Here is a 17,277-nt window from a genome sequence, read left to right as displayed (position 1 = left end):
GCAAACAGCCGTTCTGGTTGGAGACGGGAATTGAACCGTAGTACTCCCATTCGCCTCGTGGTCATCGGGGCAGGCCTTGTCGGTCAAAGGCATGCGCGCCATGCGTTTGAGCATCCGGACATCGAGCTCGCCTGGATTGTCGACCCCAATCCGAACCAGCAGGCGCTCGCCAAAGAACTGGACTGCCGATGGGCCCCGGATCTTGACAGCGTGCCCGCTTCAGAGTGCCAGGCTGCCGTCATTGCCACACCCAATTCCGACCATCTGTCGAGCGGTCTGGCCTGCCTTGAAAGGAATTGGGCAACCCTGGTGGAAAAGCCCGTCGCGGACACGGTGGAAAATGGCGAGAAGCTCGTGAGCGCGTTTGAAGCGCGCGGCCTGCCTTTGCTGGTCGGTCACCACCGCCGCTATCATCCGTCCGTTGAAAAGGCAAAGGAACTGCTCGAGACCGCAGCCCTCGGGAACGCTGTTTCCGCTTCCCTCATCTGGGCCGTGCGCAAACCGGACAGCTACTTCCAGGCCGGGCTGTGGCGCCGCAAAAGCGACGGCGGCCCGCTTCTCATCAACTTCATTCACGAGGCGGACCTGCTGGTTGGCCTTTTCGGACCCGTTCAGGAAGTCCAGGCCATGGTGTCCCACCATGCGCGCGGAAGCTCCGTTGAGGACAGCGCCGCGATCAACATCCGTTTCGCAAGTGGCGTCATTGCGACCGCCGTCCTGACCGATGCGGCCCTGAGCCCGTGGAGTTTCGAAGGCGCGAGCGGCGAAAATCCCAATATCGCGGAAACAGGTATCTCTTCATGGCGCATCGGCTGTACGGCCGGCAGTTTCGAATTCCCGGCCCTGCGCGTGTGGACAGATGCGCAAGGTGAGGAAGGTGACTGGTCGCGTCCGCTCAAACACGAGGTGATCGAGACTGACAAGGTCAATCCGCTTCACGAGCAATTGACGCATTTCGCGAGCCTGATCCGGCGGGAAAGCACTATACCGAAGGTCTCCGGCCGCGACGGGCTCGAAGCGCTGCGCCTCGTCGAGGCCGTGCGCACGGCTGCGCGCACTGGCCGTCCCGTCTTGGCAGGTGGTCCGGCACAGAACGCAAACATTGTCTGACAACTTTATCAATTGAGGAAAGATCATGAGCAAACCGAAGATTGGCTTTATCGGCATCGGACTGATGGGCGCCGCCATGTGCAACCGCCTGCTCGACCAGGGCTATGAACTGACCATCGTCGCCAACCGGTCTCGCGAACGCGTGGACGCCCTTGTCGAACGCGGCGCAGGTGAAGTGAAATCCGCACGCGAAGTGGCCGAGGCCAGCGACGTTGTCATGCTCTGCGTCGACACGTCCGTGTCAGTGGAAAGCCGGATGTACGGACCCGAAGGCGTGATTGCAGGGCTTACGCCGGGCAAGATCGTGATCGATTTCGGCACTTCCCTCCCCGCTTCCACGAAGACCATCGGAGTTGCTGTCGCCGAAGCCGGCGCAACTTATCTCGATTGCCCGATCGGGCGCACACCCTCCCACGCCCTTGAAGGCATGCTCAATCTGATGTGTTCCGGTGATGCAGCCGCTTACGCTCGCGTGGAAGCGGTTCTGAACGATCTGGGAGAAAATGTCTTCCACCTCGGAGAACTCGGCACCGGCCATACGATCAAGCTGATCAACAACTTCTTTGCGCAAGCGGTCGCGAACGGCATGTCGGAAGCGTTTGCCATGGCGGACAAGGCGGGTGTCGACCGTCAGAAGGTTTATGACGTTATGTCAGCCGGTCCGCTCCATTCCGGCATGATGGATTTCGTCAAGGCATACGCGATCGACAATGATCCGAACAAACTCGCCTTCTCGATCCGCAATGCGCGCAAGGACGTTGGCTACTACACGGATATGGCCGAAAGCCTTGGCGTGGAATCGATCATGGCCGCAGGAGCCAAGAAAGCGCTCGACCTTTCCATCGAAGCCGGCAGGGGCGACGAGTTCGTTCCCCTGCAGGTCGATTTTTTCGTTGATCGCTTCAAGGCGGGTGACAAGGACTAAGCTGGCAAGGGATGGCGCGATTTGCGTCCAGAAGCGTTGAAGACAAGCCGTTTGCCGGCATTGTTCTGATCCTCGTTGCCTATCTCACCTTCGCCTTCATCGACACGGGCTCGAAATGGCTGGGCGTCCTGGGTCTGGGCGCTCTGCAGCTGGCTTTCATGCGCTATTTCGGGCATTTCGTCATTTCACTGGGCCTGTTCGCCGCAAGCGACTTCGATTTCAGGCAGTTGCGCTGCGAGCGGGTTTGGCTCGTGATCCTGCGCGGCGCACTCCTGACCGGGTCGACGGTGTTCAATTTCGCAGCCCTGCGCTACCTGCCGCTGACGCTCACCTCGACGATCCTGTTTTCGTCGCCGATCATGATCTGCGTCCTGTCGTGGCCCCTCTTGCGGGAACGCGTCGGACTGGTCCGCTGGTCCGCAGTCGCGCTGGGATTTGCAGGCGTGGCGATCGCGATCCGGCCATTCGACGAGGACTTTCACTTCGCCGTCCTCTTGTCACTGGCCGCCGCATTCTGCTTCGCTCTTTATTCCATTTTAACCCGGAAACTGGCGGGCGTCGTCTCGCCGGATACAATGCAGTTTTACACCGGCTTTGTCGGAACATTCGCGCTGGTGCCCTTCGCCATTCTGGAATGGCAGAACCCCGCGACCGGCTTTCAATGGTGCGTCCTCGTCGGGCTGGGTATATTTGGATGGGTCGGACACCAGTTTCTGACCAACGCGATGAGCTTCGCACCTGCCAATCTTCTCATGCCCTTCGGCTATGTCTTCATCCTGTACCTGACGGTCGCGAGCTACCTCGTTTTCGATCAGCTTCCGGACCGGTGGACCGTGATCGGCGCGGCCGTGATTATCGTGTCCGGGATGATCATTTTCTATCGGGAACGTTTTTTGTACGCGCGCCGGCTGGATGCGAACCGGCAGGACGGTTCGCGTGATTGAGCAAAAGCTGAGCTATGCGGCAAAGGTTCGCGTCTACTTCACCCCGTTCACGTTCAGATAGACCGAATAGAGCGAACTCGTGCCGGCGATGAACAACCGGTTGAGCTTTGGTCCGCCGAAACAGACATTGCCGACCATCTCCGGAATGCGCACTTTGCCGATCAGGTCGCCGTCCGCGTTGAGGCAATGGACGCCATCGGCTGCCGAACTCCAGATGCGCCCGTCCCTGTCGAGACGGAACCCGTCGAAGAGGCCGCTGGTGCAGGATGCAAACACGCCGCGATCCTCCAGCGACTTGCCATCACTCCCAACCTTGAATTTCTCGATATGCGCCGGTCCGTCCTCGTCATGGGTAATGCCCGTATCGGAGACATACAGCCACTCCTCGTCCTCGGAAAAGGCAAGGCCATTGGGTTTGAAGAAACCGTCGGCGGCAAGCTCGACCATGCCGGTCTGAGGGTCCACACGGTAGACATTGCAGCTACCGATCTCGCTGTCTGCACGGTCGCCTTCATAGTCCATCAGGATCCCGTAGGACGGATCGGTGAACCAGACGGAGCCGTCCGACTTCACGACAACATCGTTCGGTGAATTCAGACGCTTGCCGTTCCAGTGCGAGGCGATGACGCTGATCGATCCGTCGTGCTCGGTCCGCGTGACGCAACGGGTCAAATGCTCACAGGTCACGAGCCTGCCCTGCGTATCGACCGTGTTGCCGTTGGAATTGTTGGACGGGCGCCTGAATTCTGATACGGACCCATCGGTCTCGTCCCAGCGCATCATCCGGTTGTTGGGAATGTCGGACCAGACGAGATAGCGGCCTGCGGGGAACCACGCAGGCCCTTCCGACCATCGTGCACCCGTCCAAAGTCGCTCGACCCGCACATGACCGACAAAACAGTCTTCGAACTCCGGTTCTATGACTTCGAAACCGGTTCCCTCCAAAACGCCAAACATCATGTTTCCCGTTGCTTTTCAAATGACTGTTGCGGGAAGTCGGGCCGCCGTGTCCCCCATCCCTGTTGTTTCATCCTGTTTCCCGGATGCCCCGGATCGGGGCCCCAGATTGCCTGATATGTATCGACCGCGCATCCGAGCCGTTGCAGATAAACGGATGAAACCAGAAGAATGCTCCACCAGAAAACGAGACTCAGCCACATCCAGTTGGGCGCATTTGCCGTCCACAATCCGCTCGCGATCGCCCCCGCCATGAGGACAAGGGCAAGATAACCGCAACCCTTGTGAACCGCCTCAAAAATCAGCCGGTGCCGTGTCATATCGTAGTGATCGCCGCGCAGGGAGCCGTCGGCCCGTCTGTCTGTCGGCCCACCCTTGCTTCCTCTCAGGAGACCGGAAAACGCCTGAACCATCGCCAGAGCCAGGAGGGAATAGCCGAAAAGCCGATGAACCAGCGCCGTGCCGGTATTCTGGGAGGACATCAGGATGAGCGCGAGTCCGACGACCGAAAGCACCACCACAAGCGACTGGGAGATCCAGTGACTGCGCCACCAGATCTTGCTGTCCAGTTCACGCGGCCAGTCCTGTCCGGGCAGGACCTTGAAGAACCGGGCCATCATGATCGCCAGCGGGGCTAGTATGCCCCAGCCCAGGACCATGAACCGGGCATGCCAGGACAAGGCAAGGCCGATGTCATGGGGTCTGGCCGCATCCATCGGGGATATCAGCCACTCCATCATCATCCCTTCACGGCCCCTGCCGTCATGCCGGTGATGATCTGCTTCGAGGCAACGAAGGTGAACAGGATCGGCGGGATCGCCAGCAGCATTCCTGTTGCCATGATCACACCCCAGTTGATGTCGTACTCGGTGATCGAGTTCACGATCGTGACGGGCACCGTGCGTGTCGCGCGTCCGGACAGAGCATTCGCCAGCAGGAATTCGTTCCAGGCGATGCGGAACGTGAAGATCGCGGCAGCCGCCAGGCCGGGCTGAATGATCGGCAGGACGACGAGGAAGAACACCTGGAACGGGTTGGCACCGTCCATGCGCGCGGCTTCCTCAAGCTGTATCGGAACCTGCACGATGAAACTCTGCAGGATCCAGATCACGAACGGCAGGTTCATCGCCGTGTAGATCAGGATGATGCCGGCATAGGTCTGGTCAAGTCCGTACTGGAACGTCCAGATACCGAAGACCGGAACGAGCAGGACGGCGGGCGGAACCATGCGCATGAGAAGCGTTGTCATGGAAACGGTGCCGCGTCCCATGAACTTGAAACGCACGAGGGCATAGGCGGCCATGCAGCCGATGGTCAGCGTGAGCCCGGTCGAGATCAGCCCGACGATCAGGGAGTTGACCAGCGCGCGTCCGAAGGTCGGGTCGCAGTAGTCCACATGCTCCGGTTCGTACCAGAGGAAGTTACACAGAACCGTTTCGTAGTTCTTGATCGTCGGCGAGAAGAAGAAGGCGGACACCGAGGCGTCATAGACGTCGACATTGGTCTTGAACGACGTTGCCAGCATCAGGGCAATCGGGCCGACACTCATCACCACCAGCGCAACGAGGAGGGCATAAAAGGCCGGGTTCTGTTTTTCCGATTGAGCGGACATCAGGTGTCGTCCTTTTCTGCAGCTGCGCGTTGGCGGGCAGCACGGGCTTCCTGAACGCGGTTGTACAAGAACATTCCGATGGTCAGAGCCATCAGCAACATGAGGAGCAGGTTCGACATGGCAGCCGCTTCGCCCAGTTCCTGGAACTCCTGCGCGGTCCGGAAAATGCGAAGCGCGAGGATTTCCGTGGAAAGGCCGGGGCCGCCGTTGGTCAGAACCAGGATCACCTCCAGCACCTTGAAGGCATCGATCAGGCGCAGCAGAAGCGTGACGATAAGAACGGGCATCATCAGGGGCAGCTTGATCAGGAAGATCTTCTGCCACTCGGTGGCACCATCGATTTCCGCAGCTTCCAGCGCCGAGCGCGGCAGCGACTGCATGGCGGCAAGCGCAAGAATGAAAATGAACGGTGTCCACTGCCAGACATCGGCAATCACGATCGCGATGAACGACCATGTGCTGTCGGAGAGCCAGGGAATACCTTCAAACCCGAAACTCTTGAGCGTACGGTTAAAGATGCCGACGGTCGGGTGATACATGTAGCGCCACATCAGACCGACAACGATCGGCGCGATCATCATCGGGAGGATGAAGACGGTTCGAAGCACCGCCATCCCCTTGAGTTTCCGGTCCAGCAGCAAGGCGAGGCCGACACCGAGGATCATTTCGAGCGTCACGACAATCGCGGCGAACCGGATGGTCACCCAGAAGCTTTCGCGAAAGGCATCGTCGTTCCACAGGTTCACATAGTTCCGAAACCCGATGAATTCGGCCTGCCCGATTCGCTGGCTCGGGCTCCAGTCCAGGAAGCTGGCATAGACCATGTATCCGATCGGATAGAGCAGCGCGAACACAAGGATGATCCCTGCCGGCGCCAGAAACATGTAGGGGGTCAGCCGATTGGCCTTGATCGCAACACTCATTGCGGATCGCTTTCAGTGAGGATTTTTAAGAGCCCCGCGGCAAGGCCGCGGGGCAGCGTCAGGGTTACTGGGTCCAGGTGTAGTACCCGGCATCATCCATCAGCGCCTGTGTGCGCTCGGCGACACCGTCAAGAGACTCTTGAACCGGTGCATCCTCGGTGATGATCTTGGACAGGGTCGTGCCGAGATCGGCATTGATCTTGCCCCAGACCGGGATGATCGGACGCCAGTCGGGATCGGCGTTCTTGAGCGCTTCACCGAAGGTTGCCATATGCGGGAACTTCTCGTTCACGTCCGCGTCGGCATGGGTCGAATAGCGGGACGGGTTGCCACCGGCCATGGCGATCAGCTTGTCCGCTTTCTTGCTTGTCAGCCACTGCATCAGCAGGAAGGCCGCGTCCTTATTCTGGGCATTCTTCGGAATACCGATGCCGAAGCCGCCTGTCTGGGAACCGGCTCTGGCACCCACCGGATGCGGAGCCCACTCGACAAGGCCGACAACCTTAGACTTGTCGGGATTGTTGACCTGGCCGGCAAAAACCGTGGAATCCAGGAACATTGCAGAATTGCCCTGCAGGAAGGATGCACCTGCTTCCGCAAAGCCGAAGGTCTTGGAGCCTTCCGCACCGCAGTTGACGATCTTCTTCAGGGCTTCCGCGGCCTCAACACCTTCCGCGTTGTTGACGATCGGCTTCCATTCGTCATCGAAGATCCGGCCACCGAGAGGGGCCAGGTGCAGGAGGAACGCGTGGCTGGCGTGGTGGCCGGAGGCCGCCCGCGAAGCAAGACCGCCCATGCCAGGCTCCAGTTCCGGGATCAGGCAGACGAGTTCCAGAAGTTCTTCGTAGGTTTCCGGTACTTTCAGGTCGTGCTTGTCGAAAATGTCCTTGCGATAACCGAGGATCGAGGTTTCGGAACCGAAGGGAAGACCGAACAGCGAACCGGTCGGGCCCGGAAGATATCCCTTCTTGCCACCGGCGACACCGATATTGGCGACATAACCGTCGATGAGGTCTTCCGCCTCGTAATTCGGGTCGGCCAGCTTCGGGTTCATGAAAAAGCGTGCAAGGTTCTCCAACTGATCGGCATAGACGTAGTCCGCCTTGGAGAACACGACATAGGCAATCAGATCATAGTCGCCCCGGTTCTTCGTCAGCTCCAGCGTCTGCCGCTCGCGCATTTTCAGGTATTGCAGCTGGTCGACTTCGACCCGGATACCGGTTTCCTTCGTGAATTCCGGCAGAACCTTCATCACGGCGTCAAAATGCGGGTGCGCGGGGAAATTGACGACAAGGGTCTCGCCGGCAAACTCCTCGTAGGGGTTGGCAAGTGCGGCCGTCGCGCCAAGCGCGAGCCCGGCAACGGCACAGACTGTCGTTTTCAGGTATTTCAGCATTCATTCCTCCCTTAGAAGCAAGGTTCAGATCACCTGATGGCAACCTCTGTTTCGCGGTCGAACATGTGAATGCCCTCCCTGTTGACCGCAAATCTCAGTGTTTCACCCAGGGCAATGGGCGTTTCGGACTTGAGCTCGACCTCGACCTTCTGGTCGCCGCAATCGCACAGGAGAACGGATTGCGCGCCGATGTATTCGGAGACGATCACCTTGAGGTCGATGGATTCATGATCGGGTGCGTCCGGGCTGTAATGCAGGTCGGACGGACGGATACCGAGCGTGATGGCACTGGAAGACAAGGACGCGACTGCCGTAGCCTTTTCCTCCGGCAGCACCAGTTCGAAGCCGTTGCCGGTCACGAATGAGCGCCCCGAGAGATCCTGCACGTCTGCTTCCAGAAAATTCATCGGAGGCGAACCGAGGAACCCGGCAACGAACTTGTTGGCAGGCCGCTTGAAAAGTTCTTCCGGAGTGCCCTGCTGCTGGATGTATCCGCCATGCATGACGACGATCCGGTCACCGAGCGTCATGGCTTCGATCTGGTCATGCGTCACGTAGATCATGTTCTTGCGCACTTTCTGGCGCATGAGCGCAAGCTCGGCGCGCATCTGCCCGCGCAGCTTCGCGTCGAGATTCGACAGGGGTTCATCAAACAGGAACGTGCCGGCATCCCGCGTCAGCGCGCGTCCCATGGCAACGCGCTGCCTTTGTCCGCCTGACAGTTCACCCGGCTTTCGGTGGAGAAAGTTCGTCAGCCCGAGCATGTCGGCAACCTTGCCGACTTTCTCGTCGATTTCCTTTTTCGGGCGCCGCTGCAGCCGCAGGGCGAATGACATATTCCGGGCGACATTCATGTGCGGGTAAAGCGCATAGTCCTGAAACACCATCGCCAGGTCACGCGCCTTCGGCTCGAGCCCGCTGACCGGCTTGTCGTCGATGAAGATCTCGCCATCGCTGACTGACTCCAGCCCGGCGATCATGCGCAACGTGGTGGACTTCCCGCATCCGGACGGGCCGACGAGAACGGTGAACTCGTTCTCCTCCATGTCCAGATTGATGCCGTGAAGCACCTCGAAGTTCCCGTATCGCTTCACGAGGTTCTCAAGTCTGATGCGCGGCATTTTTCCTCCCGGGGCACCTTTCGAAGGTGCAAGCGCTAAATGTGACCGGTCACAAATCTTGTTTGTTACCGGTCACAGTATCACACATGTTATCGGTAACAAGCGAAATTTTATTAAATTTTCATCGGGACCCGAGAACAGTGGCTCGTTCAGGTGCTTTCGCGGAACTCGATCTCGGCTGGCACGAGGATCTGCTGCGCAGGAACGTCCTGCGGCTGCCCGGGAAGGAGAAGTCTTTTCAATAGCTTGCCGGTTTCCCGTCCGATCCGGACAGGATCGACGACCACGGTCGAGAGTTTGGGCACCGCGAAACGCGACACTTCAAAATTGCCGAACCCGGCAACCGCAACATCGTCCGGAACGGTGTAACCGTGCGAGATCAGGCGGCTCTGAACGCCGAACGCTGCCACGTCGGAAACGCAGAACACGCAATCCGTGTCCGGATAGTCCTGAAGGATCTGGCCGGCTGCCTCCGAACCGGCTTCGATCGTCAAAGGCGGAATGCCGTACTGCATCATGCGATGGGGCGACAGACCGGCTTCACGCATGGCCTGAAGATAGCCGTTCCGCCGGGCAGCGCCACGTGTCCAGTCGTCCTGGCCCTCCCCCAGGAAGGCGATCCGCTCGTATCCCGCCGCGATGAGCTGCTCCGTCATCTGCCGGGCAGCCTCGAAATTGGAGAAACCGACCGTGTGTTCAATCGGGTTTTCAGGCGTTTCCCAGATCTCGATAACAGGGACATTCGCCTCGCGCATCAGGTCCGCGGTCCGTCTGGTGTGCCCGTCGTAGGAAAGGACGATTGCTTCCGGGCGCCGCCTTAGCATCGTTTCGAGGATCTCTTCCTCACGCTCGGCAGAATAGTCGGTATGGCCGAGCAGGATCTGCAAACCGATGTCTTCAAGTTCTTCCGTAAGGGACTGAACTGTCAGCGCAAAGTGAAGGTTGTTAAGTGAGGGAAGCAAGGTGGCGACGAAGCCGGACTTGCGCGTTGTCAGGCTACCGGCCATCTGGTCAGGTACATAGTTCATGTCCCGGACCACTTTGAGAATATGTTCCCGCGTCTTCAGGGAGACGGGGCTGTCTTTCCGCAAGGCGCGCGACACGGTCATGCGGGACACGCCCGCCGCCCGGGCGACATCGCGCATCGTCACCGGTCCCTGTTTTCCGCCGTCCCTTGCCAAATTTGATGTCCTCATTCAGAGCCCTGGGCTCAAAAGAGTCGCGCTACCGGCGAGGAGTATACCGGCAGCGCTCTGTTTTGCACGTCTGATCAAACCGTTAGGTCACTTCTGACCGGATGTTCGACAGACGTGCGGACCGTTTAGCGCTCAAGCGCGCCAACGCCGGAGAAACGGAAGGCCTCCGTCTGCAAGGCATCGAGCTCTTCCGCGCTCAGCTGGTCATGGGCGACGGTAATCCGGCCAAGGAAGACCAGCGGAAGCTCTTCCGCCCTGCCCTCCAGGTCCGCCTTGATGGCTTCGGCCGTTGCCGCGCCGACATCATCACCCATGCGCATCGGGGTCGCATCCAGTTCGCCGCGGCGGATCGCATCAAGCTCAAGGCCCGTGCCACCCCACCCGGTCGAGAACACTTCCTTTTCCTTGCCGACGGCAATCTGAGCCTCGACGCTTCCCATCGCCATGGCGGTGTTGGCGTTGTGGATGATCGTGGCTTCCGGATAGGCCTGCAGGATCAGGCTGGTGCCCTCATAACCGCCTTCGCGCTGATATTCGCCGTAGTGCTCGTAAGCGACCTTCCAGTCGCCTTTCTCCATGACGCAGTCCTTGAAGTCGCCCGAACGCTGGTTGTCCGTGATGCCCGGAATGCCGCGGTTCATGGCCATTGTAACGCCGTTTCCGAGCCGCTCGAGCATGTAGTCGCACATGGTCAGGGCACCCGCTGCCGACGAGAAGTCGAACCAGACGTCCGGCTGGTTCTTCAGATCCTTGAGCGGAGTGTGGAACGCCCAGACATAAGTCCTGAAGTCATCATTGCCGGCCAGCTTGTCGATATTGTCGGCCTGAATGGCAAGTTCGGACGGGCCGAAGATGACATAGTCGTAGATATCACCGTCCTGCAGGACCTGGTTCGCATAGGTTGATTGGAGCGAATGCTCGATCTGGCGGCTGGCAAACTCGGTCGTGTTGTACTCGATCCCGAGCTCCTCGAGCCGCTTGGTCAGGGCAAGATAGTTGCGTGCCCAGAAGTCGGACGTGTCGGCAGACGGGTAGATCAGCGCGATCTCGACAGGCTTGTCCTGTGTGCCGGAGAACTTCACGCCCTCGGACCCGACAACGGCCTGCAGGGCTTCCAGCTTGCCGTCCGCATTGACCTCGCCCGGCACCCAATAGTCCCTGTCGGCATGACCCGGCAGTTCCTTGAGCGGCAGGTTGCCTTGTGCAAAGGCACTCGTGCCGGTCAGCAACAGGACGCAAAGTGTAGATTTCAGCAGTTTCATCTCAAATTCCTCCCTTGATGAAGTCCGCGGTATGGGAACTCAGCCGCTGGCAACACGTGCGCCGGCGAACAGAGTTCCAATGAGAAGCAGAAGTGCAAGTGCTGCGATCAGACCACCGGACAGGCGCAACAGCCTGATGCTTTCCGGAGTCTTCAACGCATCCAGAATGCCCTTGGCGCCATCACGATCCTTTTTCTGCAGCCAGGTGTAGAGCGCGACCGAAGACACGATCACCACGCCGGATGCGACCGACTGCCAGAAAAACTCGATCCTGAGCGTCACAAGTGCGTTGATCATCATGGACAGGAGCAGAACACCGGCCAGCGACCCGAGCATCGAGGCGCGGCCGCCGAAAAGCGAGGTCCCGCCAACCACGACGGCAGCGATGACGTGCAGGTTGAAATAGGGTGCGGATGTTGCCTGGATCGCGTTCAACTTGCCGGTCAGCATGACGCCGGCCAGTGCAGCGCACGCGCCCATGAGCACGTAGGCGTAGATCTTGTAACGGTCGACCGCGATACCGGTCATCTCGGCTGCCTCGGGATTGGACCCGATCGCAACCGTGTAGCGGCCGAAATAGGTCTTCTTCAGGAGCCAGTAGCCGAGCGCCATCGTCAGAAGGCCGATCACCACCGGAACCGGAATGAAGCCGGGGATCTGGCCGCGGCCGATTTCGGTCATGATTTCCGGGAAGCGCGCAAGCACGAGCCCCTTTGCAATCACGAGGGCAAAGCCTCTGTAGACCAGATCCATCGCAAGCGTGCCGATCAGGTCAGGCACCTTGAACTTGGTAATCACCAGGCCGTTGATCAGGCCGAAAATCGCACCAAGCACGAGCGCGATGATGATCGCCACAGGTGCGGAAAATCCGTATTGCTTGATCAGGAACGCCATGATGATCGATGTCAGTGCCGCAACGGAGCCGATCGACAGGTCGATCCCGCGCTGCGTGATGACAAAGGTCATCGCCATGGCCATCGGCATGTAAAGCGCAGCGTCAAGCAAAATGAGATTGAGGTTCGAAAGCCGGAAGTAACGCGCCGGTTCCGCAACCCCCATGAACAGGAGAATGGCCAGGATCATCACCATGGGGCCGATGATCGCCAGAAACGGTTCGATCCTGTCGGAGAACCGTGTCGGTCCGTTTGACTGTGCTGCCGTTGTCATCTCTACCCCCTTATGCCGCTTCTTCCGCACCCACGATCAGGGCGAGAACGTCCTGCTGTGAGCTTTGCGAAACATGAACGACACCGGCGCATCTGCCGCGCCTTTGAACGTGAACCCGGTCCGCGACCTCGAAGACATCGTCAAGCGAATGGGAAATCAGGATCACTGCGAGACCCTGTGCCTTGAGAGCCTTGATGAGTTTCAGGGTCCTGGCGGTTTCCTGGGGCCCGAGCGCTGCGGTCGGTTCGTCCATCACGAGGACCCTGAGGCCCTCGTGATAGACCGCTCGCGCAATCGCAACCGCCTGTCGCTGGCCTCCCGACAGGCTTGACGTGGGAACATCGAGCGAGCGAAGCCGGACACCGAGACGTTCAAACAGGACGCGTTCCGTTTCGGACCGCATCCGCTTGTTGTCGAGCACTGTGATGCCCATAAAAGAGCGTGTCAGTTCGTTGCCGAGAAACATGTTCGACGCCGGATCGAGATGATCGGCAAGGGCGAGTGTCTGGTAGACGGCGTCGATGCCCTCCTCAATCGAATCCGAATGGCTGTTCATGACGAGTTTCTTGCCGCCAACGAAGATTTCGCCCTCGGTTGGCTGGTAGACGCCGGTGAGGATCTTGATCAGGGTCGACTTGCCGGCGCCATTGTCGCCGACAATGGCCAGGACCTCCCCTGCATAGGCATCGAGATCGACTTGTGTCAGCGCGTGCACGCCTCCAAATCGCTTGGAGATATTGCGCATCGTCACCAGGGGATCGGAGTTTTGCTCGTCGGAAGACATGGTTCCACTCTGCTTTTGGATAGACCCCTCCTGTTCACGGTAACCCGCGTCAAGGAGGCATTCTGTTACTCAGTTTCGTTTCGTCAGCAGGTCGCCCGGAGGCTGCTCCAGGCGACCTGTTTTGCGAAGACTTACTTGCCCCAGATCTTGGAGTAGGCTTCGCGGTATGGCGTATCCGGGTCGAACGCGTTGCTGTCGCCCATCTTTTCAAGACCCGTCTGCGTGACAAGCGCCGGTGACGTTACGTAGCCGGAACACGGTTCACCTTGGACAGCACGGTTGAGTTCATCGACCAGCTGCCATCCCTGGAGGTTCAGCGGTTCGGCAACGGTGATCGTCTGGTAGCCGCCGGTGCGGATACGCTGGAACGCGGCTTCGGATCCGTCGCCCGCAGAGCCCGCCTGCGGTCCGTCCGCGGCGGAGATGCCAGCGGACGCCAGTGCCGGCCCCATGAAGTCAAAATAAAGATCGTTGATCGCCAGCGCGTGTGTCCAGCTTTCCCCGTATTTCTGCAGAAGGCTGGTTGTCAGCGGTCCCATGCGGGTGGAGGTGTCGGCGATCGGCGTATCGACATATTCAAGCACCGTGCCGCCTGCAGCCTCAACGGTTTCCTTCAGCCGGTCGGCCTTGTCGATTGCGATCTGATAGGTGGAGTCGGTGAAGATGATGACGCCGATATCCTTGCCGCCGTCTTCGAGCGCCCAGTTCGCGGCGACTTCGGAAACCGTCATGGCATCGGTCGAGATATTGGCGAAGATGCCGCCCGGCGCATCACATCCGATCTTCGGGCCGGAGTGCCAGGCAACCATGGGGATGCTTGTGGCGACAACGCCTTCAAGCGCCGCCTGCTGTTCCACAGCATCGAAGCCGTTGATCACGATCCCGTCCGGCTGCAGAGCAAGTGCCTGTCCGATGGCAGCCGTACGTCCCTGGATCGACCCGGCCCCGTCAAGAACCCTGACGTCCCAGCCGATTTTTGCGGCAGCTTCCTCGACCCCGTTGGTCACGCCGAGTATACCGCCATTCTTCAGGTCGGCTGCGACCACGACAACAGTCTTGCCGTCTGCCGCCGCCGGCCCGGACGTCGGACCATCCCAGGCCGTTTCGGCGAATGCCGGCCACCCAAGGCCCGCGAGCATGGTTGTCGCCAGGACTGTTTTCAGAAAATCGCGTTTTTGCATAGTTTCCTCCCTTTGCAAAAAACCTACTTTTTCGCTGCGCCCTTCCGGCGCTGCGCATAGCCTGCGATGCCGATTGCGATCAGCAATGTGACACCGTTGAAGAGCGGTTCGACCCAGAATGAGCCGCCGAATTGCTGGATGCCGGAGATCCCGACGGCCAGGATCGCAACACCGACGACCGTTCCCCAGACATTGACGCGGCCGGGTTTAATGGTTGTCGATCCGAGAAACGCGCCGACCAGTGCCGGCAGAAGAAATTCAAGCCCGACACTGGCCTGGCCAATCCTGAGCTTGGACGCGAGCAGGACACCGGCCAGAGCGGTCATCGTGCCGGAAGCCATGAAGGCGCCGATTACGAATTTGCGGGTCGGAATACCGTTGAGCTGAGCTGCGCGCTGGTTCGCGCCGATTGCATAGAGATAGCGGCCGACCGGGGTGTACTCGAGGATCAGCCACATGCACACGGTGATCGCGATCAGGTAGTATCCCGTGATCGGAAGACCGAACACGAATGTGGTGCTGAGCGAATAGAATCCGTCCGGCAGCACGCCGACCATCTGGCGGCCGCCAGTGTGCCAGAGTGCAATTGCGTAAAGCACAGTTCCGGTTCCAAGCGTCGCGATGAAACTGTCGATCTTGGCGACCTCGACGAGCAGGCCGTTGAAGAAGCCGGTCATGGCTCCGAGCATCAGCACGATCACGACGGCCATTGGCCAGGGAATGCCGAGCAGGGTCTGCAGGCTGATCGCCAGGATGTGCCACAGGACGATGCCGTAGCCCACGGTCAGGTCGATACGGCCTGCGGCCATCGGGATCATTGCGCCAAGCGAAAGCAACGCGATGATGGCCTTGTCGGAAATGATCGCTCTGAGGTTGAGCAGCGTCGGAAACGTTTTCGGCAACAGAACCGAGAAGAGAAGGATCAGCAACAGCGTCAGGATCACCAGTCCATAGACCGGAAGAAAACGCAGCAGCTTGCCGCGGATCGAAAGACCTTCGATTTCCGACTTGGTGGGTTCCAGAGCATTGGATTCAAGTGACTGCATTTTCTATTCCTCAAGCAGCAGCGACGTTGCTGGCCGACGCGGCCTGGATAAGGTTTTCGGTCGACAGTTTGGTCCCTGCCAATTCGCCGACAATTTTCCCCTGGCTGAAGACGATCGCCCGATGGCAGATCGTTGCGACTTCCTCAAAGTCGGTCGACACCAGGAGAATGCCGACCCCTTCAAGAAGCGCCTTGTTCAAAAGCGCGTAGATTTCCGCCTTGGCACCGACATCGACGCCCGCGGTCGGATCCTCGCAGATCAGGAGCTTGCGCTTGGTCGCCAGCCATCGTGCGATCACCACCTTCTGCTGGTTGCCGCCCGACAAGGCTTCGATCGCCATCGTCTGGTCATTGGGACTGAGGGCGACCTCTTGGCCGATCTTTTCCGCCATGCGGGTTTCCTCGCCCGGCGACAGGATCGAGAACAGGCTGCGCCCGGTTGCCTCTGGATTGAGAAACGTGTTTTCGCGGATGGTCAGCGGCATGGCGACGGATTCTTCCGTCCGATCACGGGCAACGAGCCCGACGCCTGAATCGAGCGCCGTTTTCGGCGAACGCAGATCGGGTGTCCCGATCCCCGCGAGTTCGATATCGCCCGCATGTTCCCCGAGACCGTAGAGCGCGCGAGCCACTTCCTCATGCCCTGCCCCGCGAAGGCCGACCAGCCCGACGAGTTCGTTGCGGTGAAGTGTGAAATCGACCGGACCTGTCGAACGTGTCTTCAGATCCCGGACAGTCAGAACCGGCTCGCCCGGGGCTTCGTTCAGCTTGCTGACCTGCCGGGTCTTGCGTCCGACAATCATGTGCACGAGTTCTTCGGTGGTGGTGTGCTGGATGGCGCGTACACCGACCAGCTCGCCGTCCCGCAGAACCGCAACACGGTCCGCGATCTGGAAGATCTCGTCCAGCCGGTGAGAAACATAGATCATGCCGACACCGCGATCGCGGAGCGGTCGCAAGGCTTCGAAGAGCCGCGCAACCTCGTCAGTTGGCAGCGACGCGGTCGGCTCATCGAGAACCAGAAAATCGCAGTCGACGGCAAGCGCGCGCGCAATCGCGACAAGGGATTTCTCTGTACGGGAAAGATCCTGGACACGTGTTGTCGGGCAGAAATCGCAGCCGACCTTGGCAAGTGCTTCAGCGGCAAAGGCTTCGGCGTCACCCCACTTGATGAGCCCGAACTGTTTCGAGAACCCGAGCGCCAGCGCCATGTTCTCGGCCACCGTCATCCATTCGATCATGCCGAGATCCTGGTGGATGAACGCAACCGCCTGACGCTGCCCGAAACCGCCGGGCCGATGCTCGTAAGGTTCGCCATTGATGAGGACACGGCCATCATCCGGCTTGTGGATGCCGCCAAGGATTTTGATGAGTGTGGATTTGCCAGCGCCGTTTTCACCCAGAAGCGCAACGATCTCACCCCGATCAATCGAGAGCGAAACATCGCGAACGGCATAGGTGCCGCCAAAGTGTTTCTGAATGCCGTCAAAGAAGAGACGGTTTTTCAAACTGCCTGGCACTGGTTTCCTCCCGATCGCCACCTGCCCCCTGATCTCCGTCTTGTTGCCATGACGGAGTTGAGTTACCGGTAACGTAGGTCTATCATCCGCTTGTCACATATCGAAGTCAATAAAAAAGTTATCGATAACGTAAA

At 59.4% G+C, this 17,277-nt stretch carries 16 protein-coding genes; 3 read left to right on the top strand and 13 right to left on the bottom strand.

From position 1 onward, the window contains the following. The first annotated feature begins 30 nt into the window (after window positions 1-30). From RDA78_RS17315 to RDA78_RS17305, 3 genes are read left to right on the top strand one after another with little or no spacing between them, the layout of a single operon-like run. On the top strand, window positions 31-1,110 hold the full coding sequence (locus RDA78_RS17315; RefSeq protein ID WP_434051061.1) for a Gfo/Idh/MocA family protein: 1,080 nt from the start codon (window positions 31-33) through the stop codon (window positions 1,108-1,110). 25 nt (window positions 1,111-1,135) lie between these two features. After that, complete coding sequence (locus tag RDA78_RS17310; RefSeq protein ID WP_434051060.1) at window positions 1,136-2,035, top strand: NAD(P)-dependent oxidoreductase; 900 nt, start codon at window positions 1,136-1,138, stop codon at window positions 2,033-2,035. 11 nt (window positions 2,036-2,046) lie between these two features. Further along, on the top strand, window positions 2,047-2,979 hold the full coding sequence (locus RDA78_RS17305) for a DMT family transporter (RefSeq protein WP_434051059.1): 933 nt from the start codon (window positions 2,047-2,049) through the stop codon (window positions 2,977-2,979). A gap of 33 nt (window positions 2,980-3,012) precedes the next feature. Here the strand turns inward: RDA78_RS17305 and RDA78_RS17300 are convergent, their stop codons facing one another. The 13 genes from RDA78_RS17300 to RDA78_RS17240 all read right to left on the bottom strand — a co-directional run bounded on the left by RDA78_RS17300 (window position 3,013) and on the right by RDA78_RS17240 (window position 17,143). Next, the gene (locus tag RDA78_RS17300) at window positions 3,013-3,936 is read right to left on the bottom strand and encodes an SMP-30/gluconolactonase/LRE family protein (protein ID WP_434051058.1); all 924 of its coding nucleotides are present in this window, start codon (window positions 3,934-3,936) and stop codon (window positions 3,013-3,015) included. Continuing rightward, on the bottom strand, window positions 3,936-4,676 hold the full coding sequence (locus RDA78_RS17295) for a cytochrome b561 domain-containing protein (RefSeq protein WP_434051057.1): 741 nt from the start codon (window positions 4,674-4,676) through the stop codon (window positions 3,936-3,938). Before RDA78_RS17295 ends, RDA78_RS17300 begins: the two co-directional genes overlap by 1 nt. Further along, on the bottom strand, window positions 4,676-5,548 hold the full coding sequence (locus RDA78_RS17290; RefSeq protein ID WP_434051056.1) for a carbohydrate ABC transporter permease: 873 nt from the start codon (window positions 5,546-5,548) through the stop codon (window positions 4,676-4,678). Before RDA78_RS17290 ends, RDA78_RS17295 begins: the two co-directional genes overlap by 1 nt. Further along, entirely contained in the window at window positions 5,548-6,471 is a 924-nt protein-coding gene (locus RDA78_RS17285) for a carbohydrate ABC transporter permease (protein WP_434051055.1), read from the bottom strand. Before RDA78_RS17285 ends, RDA78_RS17290 begins: the two co-directional genes overlap by 1 nt. A gap of 64 nt (window positions 6,472-6,535) precedes the next feature. Further along, on the bottom strand, window positions 6,536-7,867 hold the full coding sequence (locus RDA78_RS17280; RefSeq protein WP_434051054.1) for an extracellular solute-binding protein: 1,332 nt from the start codon (window positions 7,865-7,867) through the stop codon (window positions 6,536-6,538). 29 nt (window positions 7,868-7,896) lie between these two features. Continuing rightward, window positions 7,897-8,988, bottom strand: coding sequence for an ABC transporter ATP-binding protein (locus RDA78_RS17275; protein WP_434051053.1), 1,092 nt, complete (start codon window positions 8,986-8,988; stop codon window positions 7,897-7,899). Window positions 8,989-9,137: 149 nt separating this feature from the next. Further along, window positions 9,138-10,184 carry a LacI family DNA-binding transcriptional regulator gene (locus RDA78_RS17270; protein WP_434051052.1) on the bottom strand — a complete coding sequence of 349 codons (1,047 nt, stop codon included), beginning with the start codon at window positions 10,182-10,184 and terminating at the stop codon, window positions 9,138-9,140. A 125-nt stretch (window positions 10,185-10,309) separates the two neighbouring features. Further along, the gene (locus tag RDA78_RS17265; protein ID WP_434051051.1) at window positions 10,310-11,446 is read right to left on the bottom strand and encodes a substrate-binding domain-containing protein; all 1,137 of its coding nucleotides are present in this window, start codon (window positions 11,444-11,446) and stop codon (window positions 10,310-10,312) included. Between the two features lie 39 nt (window positions 11,447-11,485). Continuing rightward, entirely contained in the window at window positions 11,486-12,613 is a 1,128-nt protein-coding gene (locus RDA78_RS17260; RefSeq protein WP_434051050.1) for an ABC transporter permease, read from the bottom strand. 10 nt (window positions 12,614-12,623) lie between these two features. After that, window positions 12,624-13,397 carry an ATP-binding cassette domain-containing protein gene (locus RDA78_RS17255; RefSeq protein ID WP_434051049.1) on the bottom strand — a complete coding sequence of 258 codons (774 nt, stop codon included), beginning with the start codon at window positions 13,395-13,397 and terminating at the stop codon, window positions 12,624-12,626. Between the two features lie 131 nt (window positions 13,398-13,528). Beyond that, window positions 13,529-14,578, bottom strand: a complete 1,050-nt coding sequence (locus RDA78_RS17250; protein WP_434051048.1) for a substrate-binding domain-containing protein — start codon at window positions 14,576-14,578, stop codon at window positions 13,529-13,531. A 23-nt stretch (window positions 14,579-14,601) separates the two neighbouring features. After that, window positions 14,602-15,624 carry an ABC transporter permease gene (locus RDA78_RS17245; RefSeq protein ID WP_434051047.1) on the bottom strand — a complete coding sequence of 341 codons (1,023 nt, stop codon included), beginning with the start codon at window positions 15,622-15,624 and terminating at the stop codon, window positions 14,602-14,604. Window positions 15,625-15,634: 10 nt separating this feature from the next. Continuing rightward, window positions 15,635-17,143 carry a sugar ABC transporter ATP-binding protein gene (locus RDA78_RS17240; protein ID WP_434051046.1) on the bottom strand — a complete coding sequence of 503 codons (1,509 nt, stop codon included), beginning with the start codon at window positions 17,141-17,143 and terminating at the stop codon, window positions 15,635-15,637. Between the last annotated feature and the right edge of the window lie 134 nt (window positions 17,144-17,277).

The organism is Roseibium sp. (assembly GCF_051016195.1).
Lineage (GTDB): Bacteria > Pseudomonadota > Alphaproteobacteria > Rhizobiales > Stappiaceae > Roseibium.
The sequence above is the reverse complement of the archived record's forward strand: the minus strand, read 5'-3'. Positions and strand labels throughout refer to the sequence as shown.

Coding starts and splice junctions, on each gene's coding strand:
- RDA78_RS17310 (WP_434051060.1), top strand. CDS start 1,136: ATGAGCAAACCGAAGATTGGCTTTATCGGCATCGGACTGATGGGCGCC.
- RDA78_RS17305 (WP_434051059.1), top strand. CDS start 2,047: ATGGCGCGATTTGCGTCCAGAAGCGTTGAAGACAAGCCGTTTGCCGGC.
- RDA78_RS17300 (WP_434051058.1), bottom strand. CDS start 3,936: ATGTTTGGCGTTTTGGAGGGAACCGGTTTCGAAGTCATAGAACCGGAG.
- RDA78_RS17295 (WP_434051057.1), bottom strand. CDS start 4,676: ATGATGGAGTGGCTGATATCCCCGATGGATGCGGCCAGACCCCATGAC.
- RDA78_RS17290 (WP_434051056.1), bottom strand. CDS start 5,548: ATGTCCGCTCAATCGGAAAAACAGAACCCGGCCTTTTATGCCCTCCTC.
- RDA78_RS17285 (WP_434051055.1), bottom strand. CDS start 6,471: ATGAGTGTTGCGATCAAGGCCAATCGGCTGACCCCCTACATGTTTCTG.
- RDA78_RS17280 (WP_434051054.1), bottom strand. CDS start 7,867: ATGCTGAAATACCTGAAAACGACAGTCTGTGCCGTTGCCGGGCTCGCG.
- RDA78_RS17275 (WP_434051053.1), bottom strand. CDS start 8,988: ATGCCGCGCATCAGACTTGAGAACCTCGTGAAGCGATACGGGAACTTC.
- RDA78_RS17270 (WP_434051052.1), bottom strand. CDS start 10,184: ATGAGGACATCAAATTTGGCAAGGGACGGCGGAAAACAGGGACCGGTG.
- RDA78_RS17265 (WP_434051051.1), bottom strand. CDS start 11,446: ATGAAACTGCTGAAATCTACACTTTGCGTCCTGTTGCTGACCGGCACG.
- RDA78_RS17260 (WP_434051050.1), bottom strand. CDS start 12,613: ATGACAACGGCAGCACAGTCAAACGGACCGACACGGTTCTCCGACAGG.
- RDA78_RS17255 (WP_434051049.1), bottom strand. CDS start 13,397: ATGTCTTCCGACGAGCAAAACTCCGATCCCCTGGTGACGATGCGCAAT.
- RDA78_RS17250 (WP_434051048.1), bottom strand. CDS start 14,578: ATGCAAAAACGCGATTTTCTGAAAACAGTCCTGGCGACAACCATGCTC.
- RDA78_RS17245 (WP_434051047.1), bottom strand. CDS start 15,624: ATGCAGTCACTTGAATCCAATGCTCTGGAACCCACCAAGTCGGAAATC.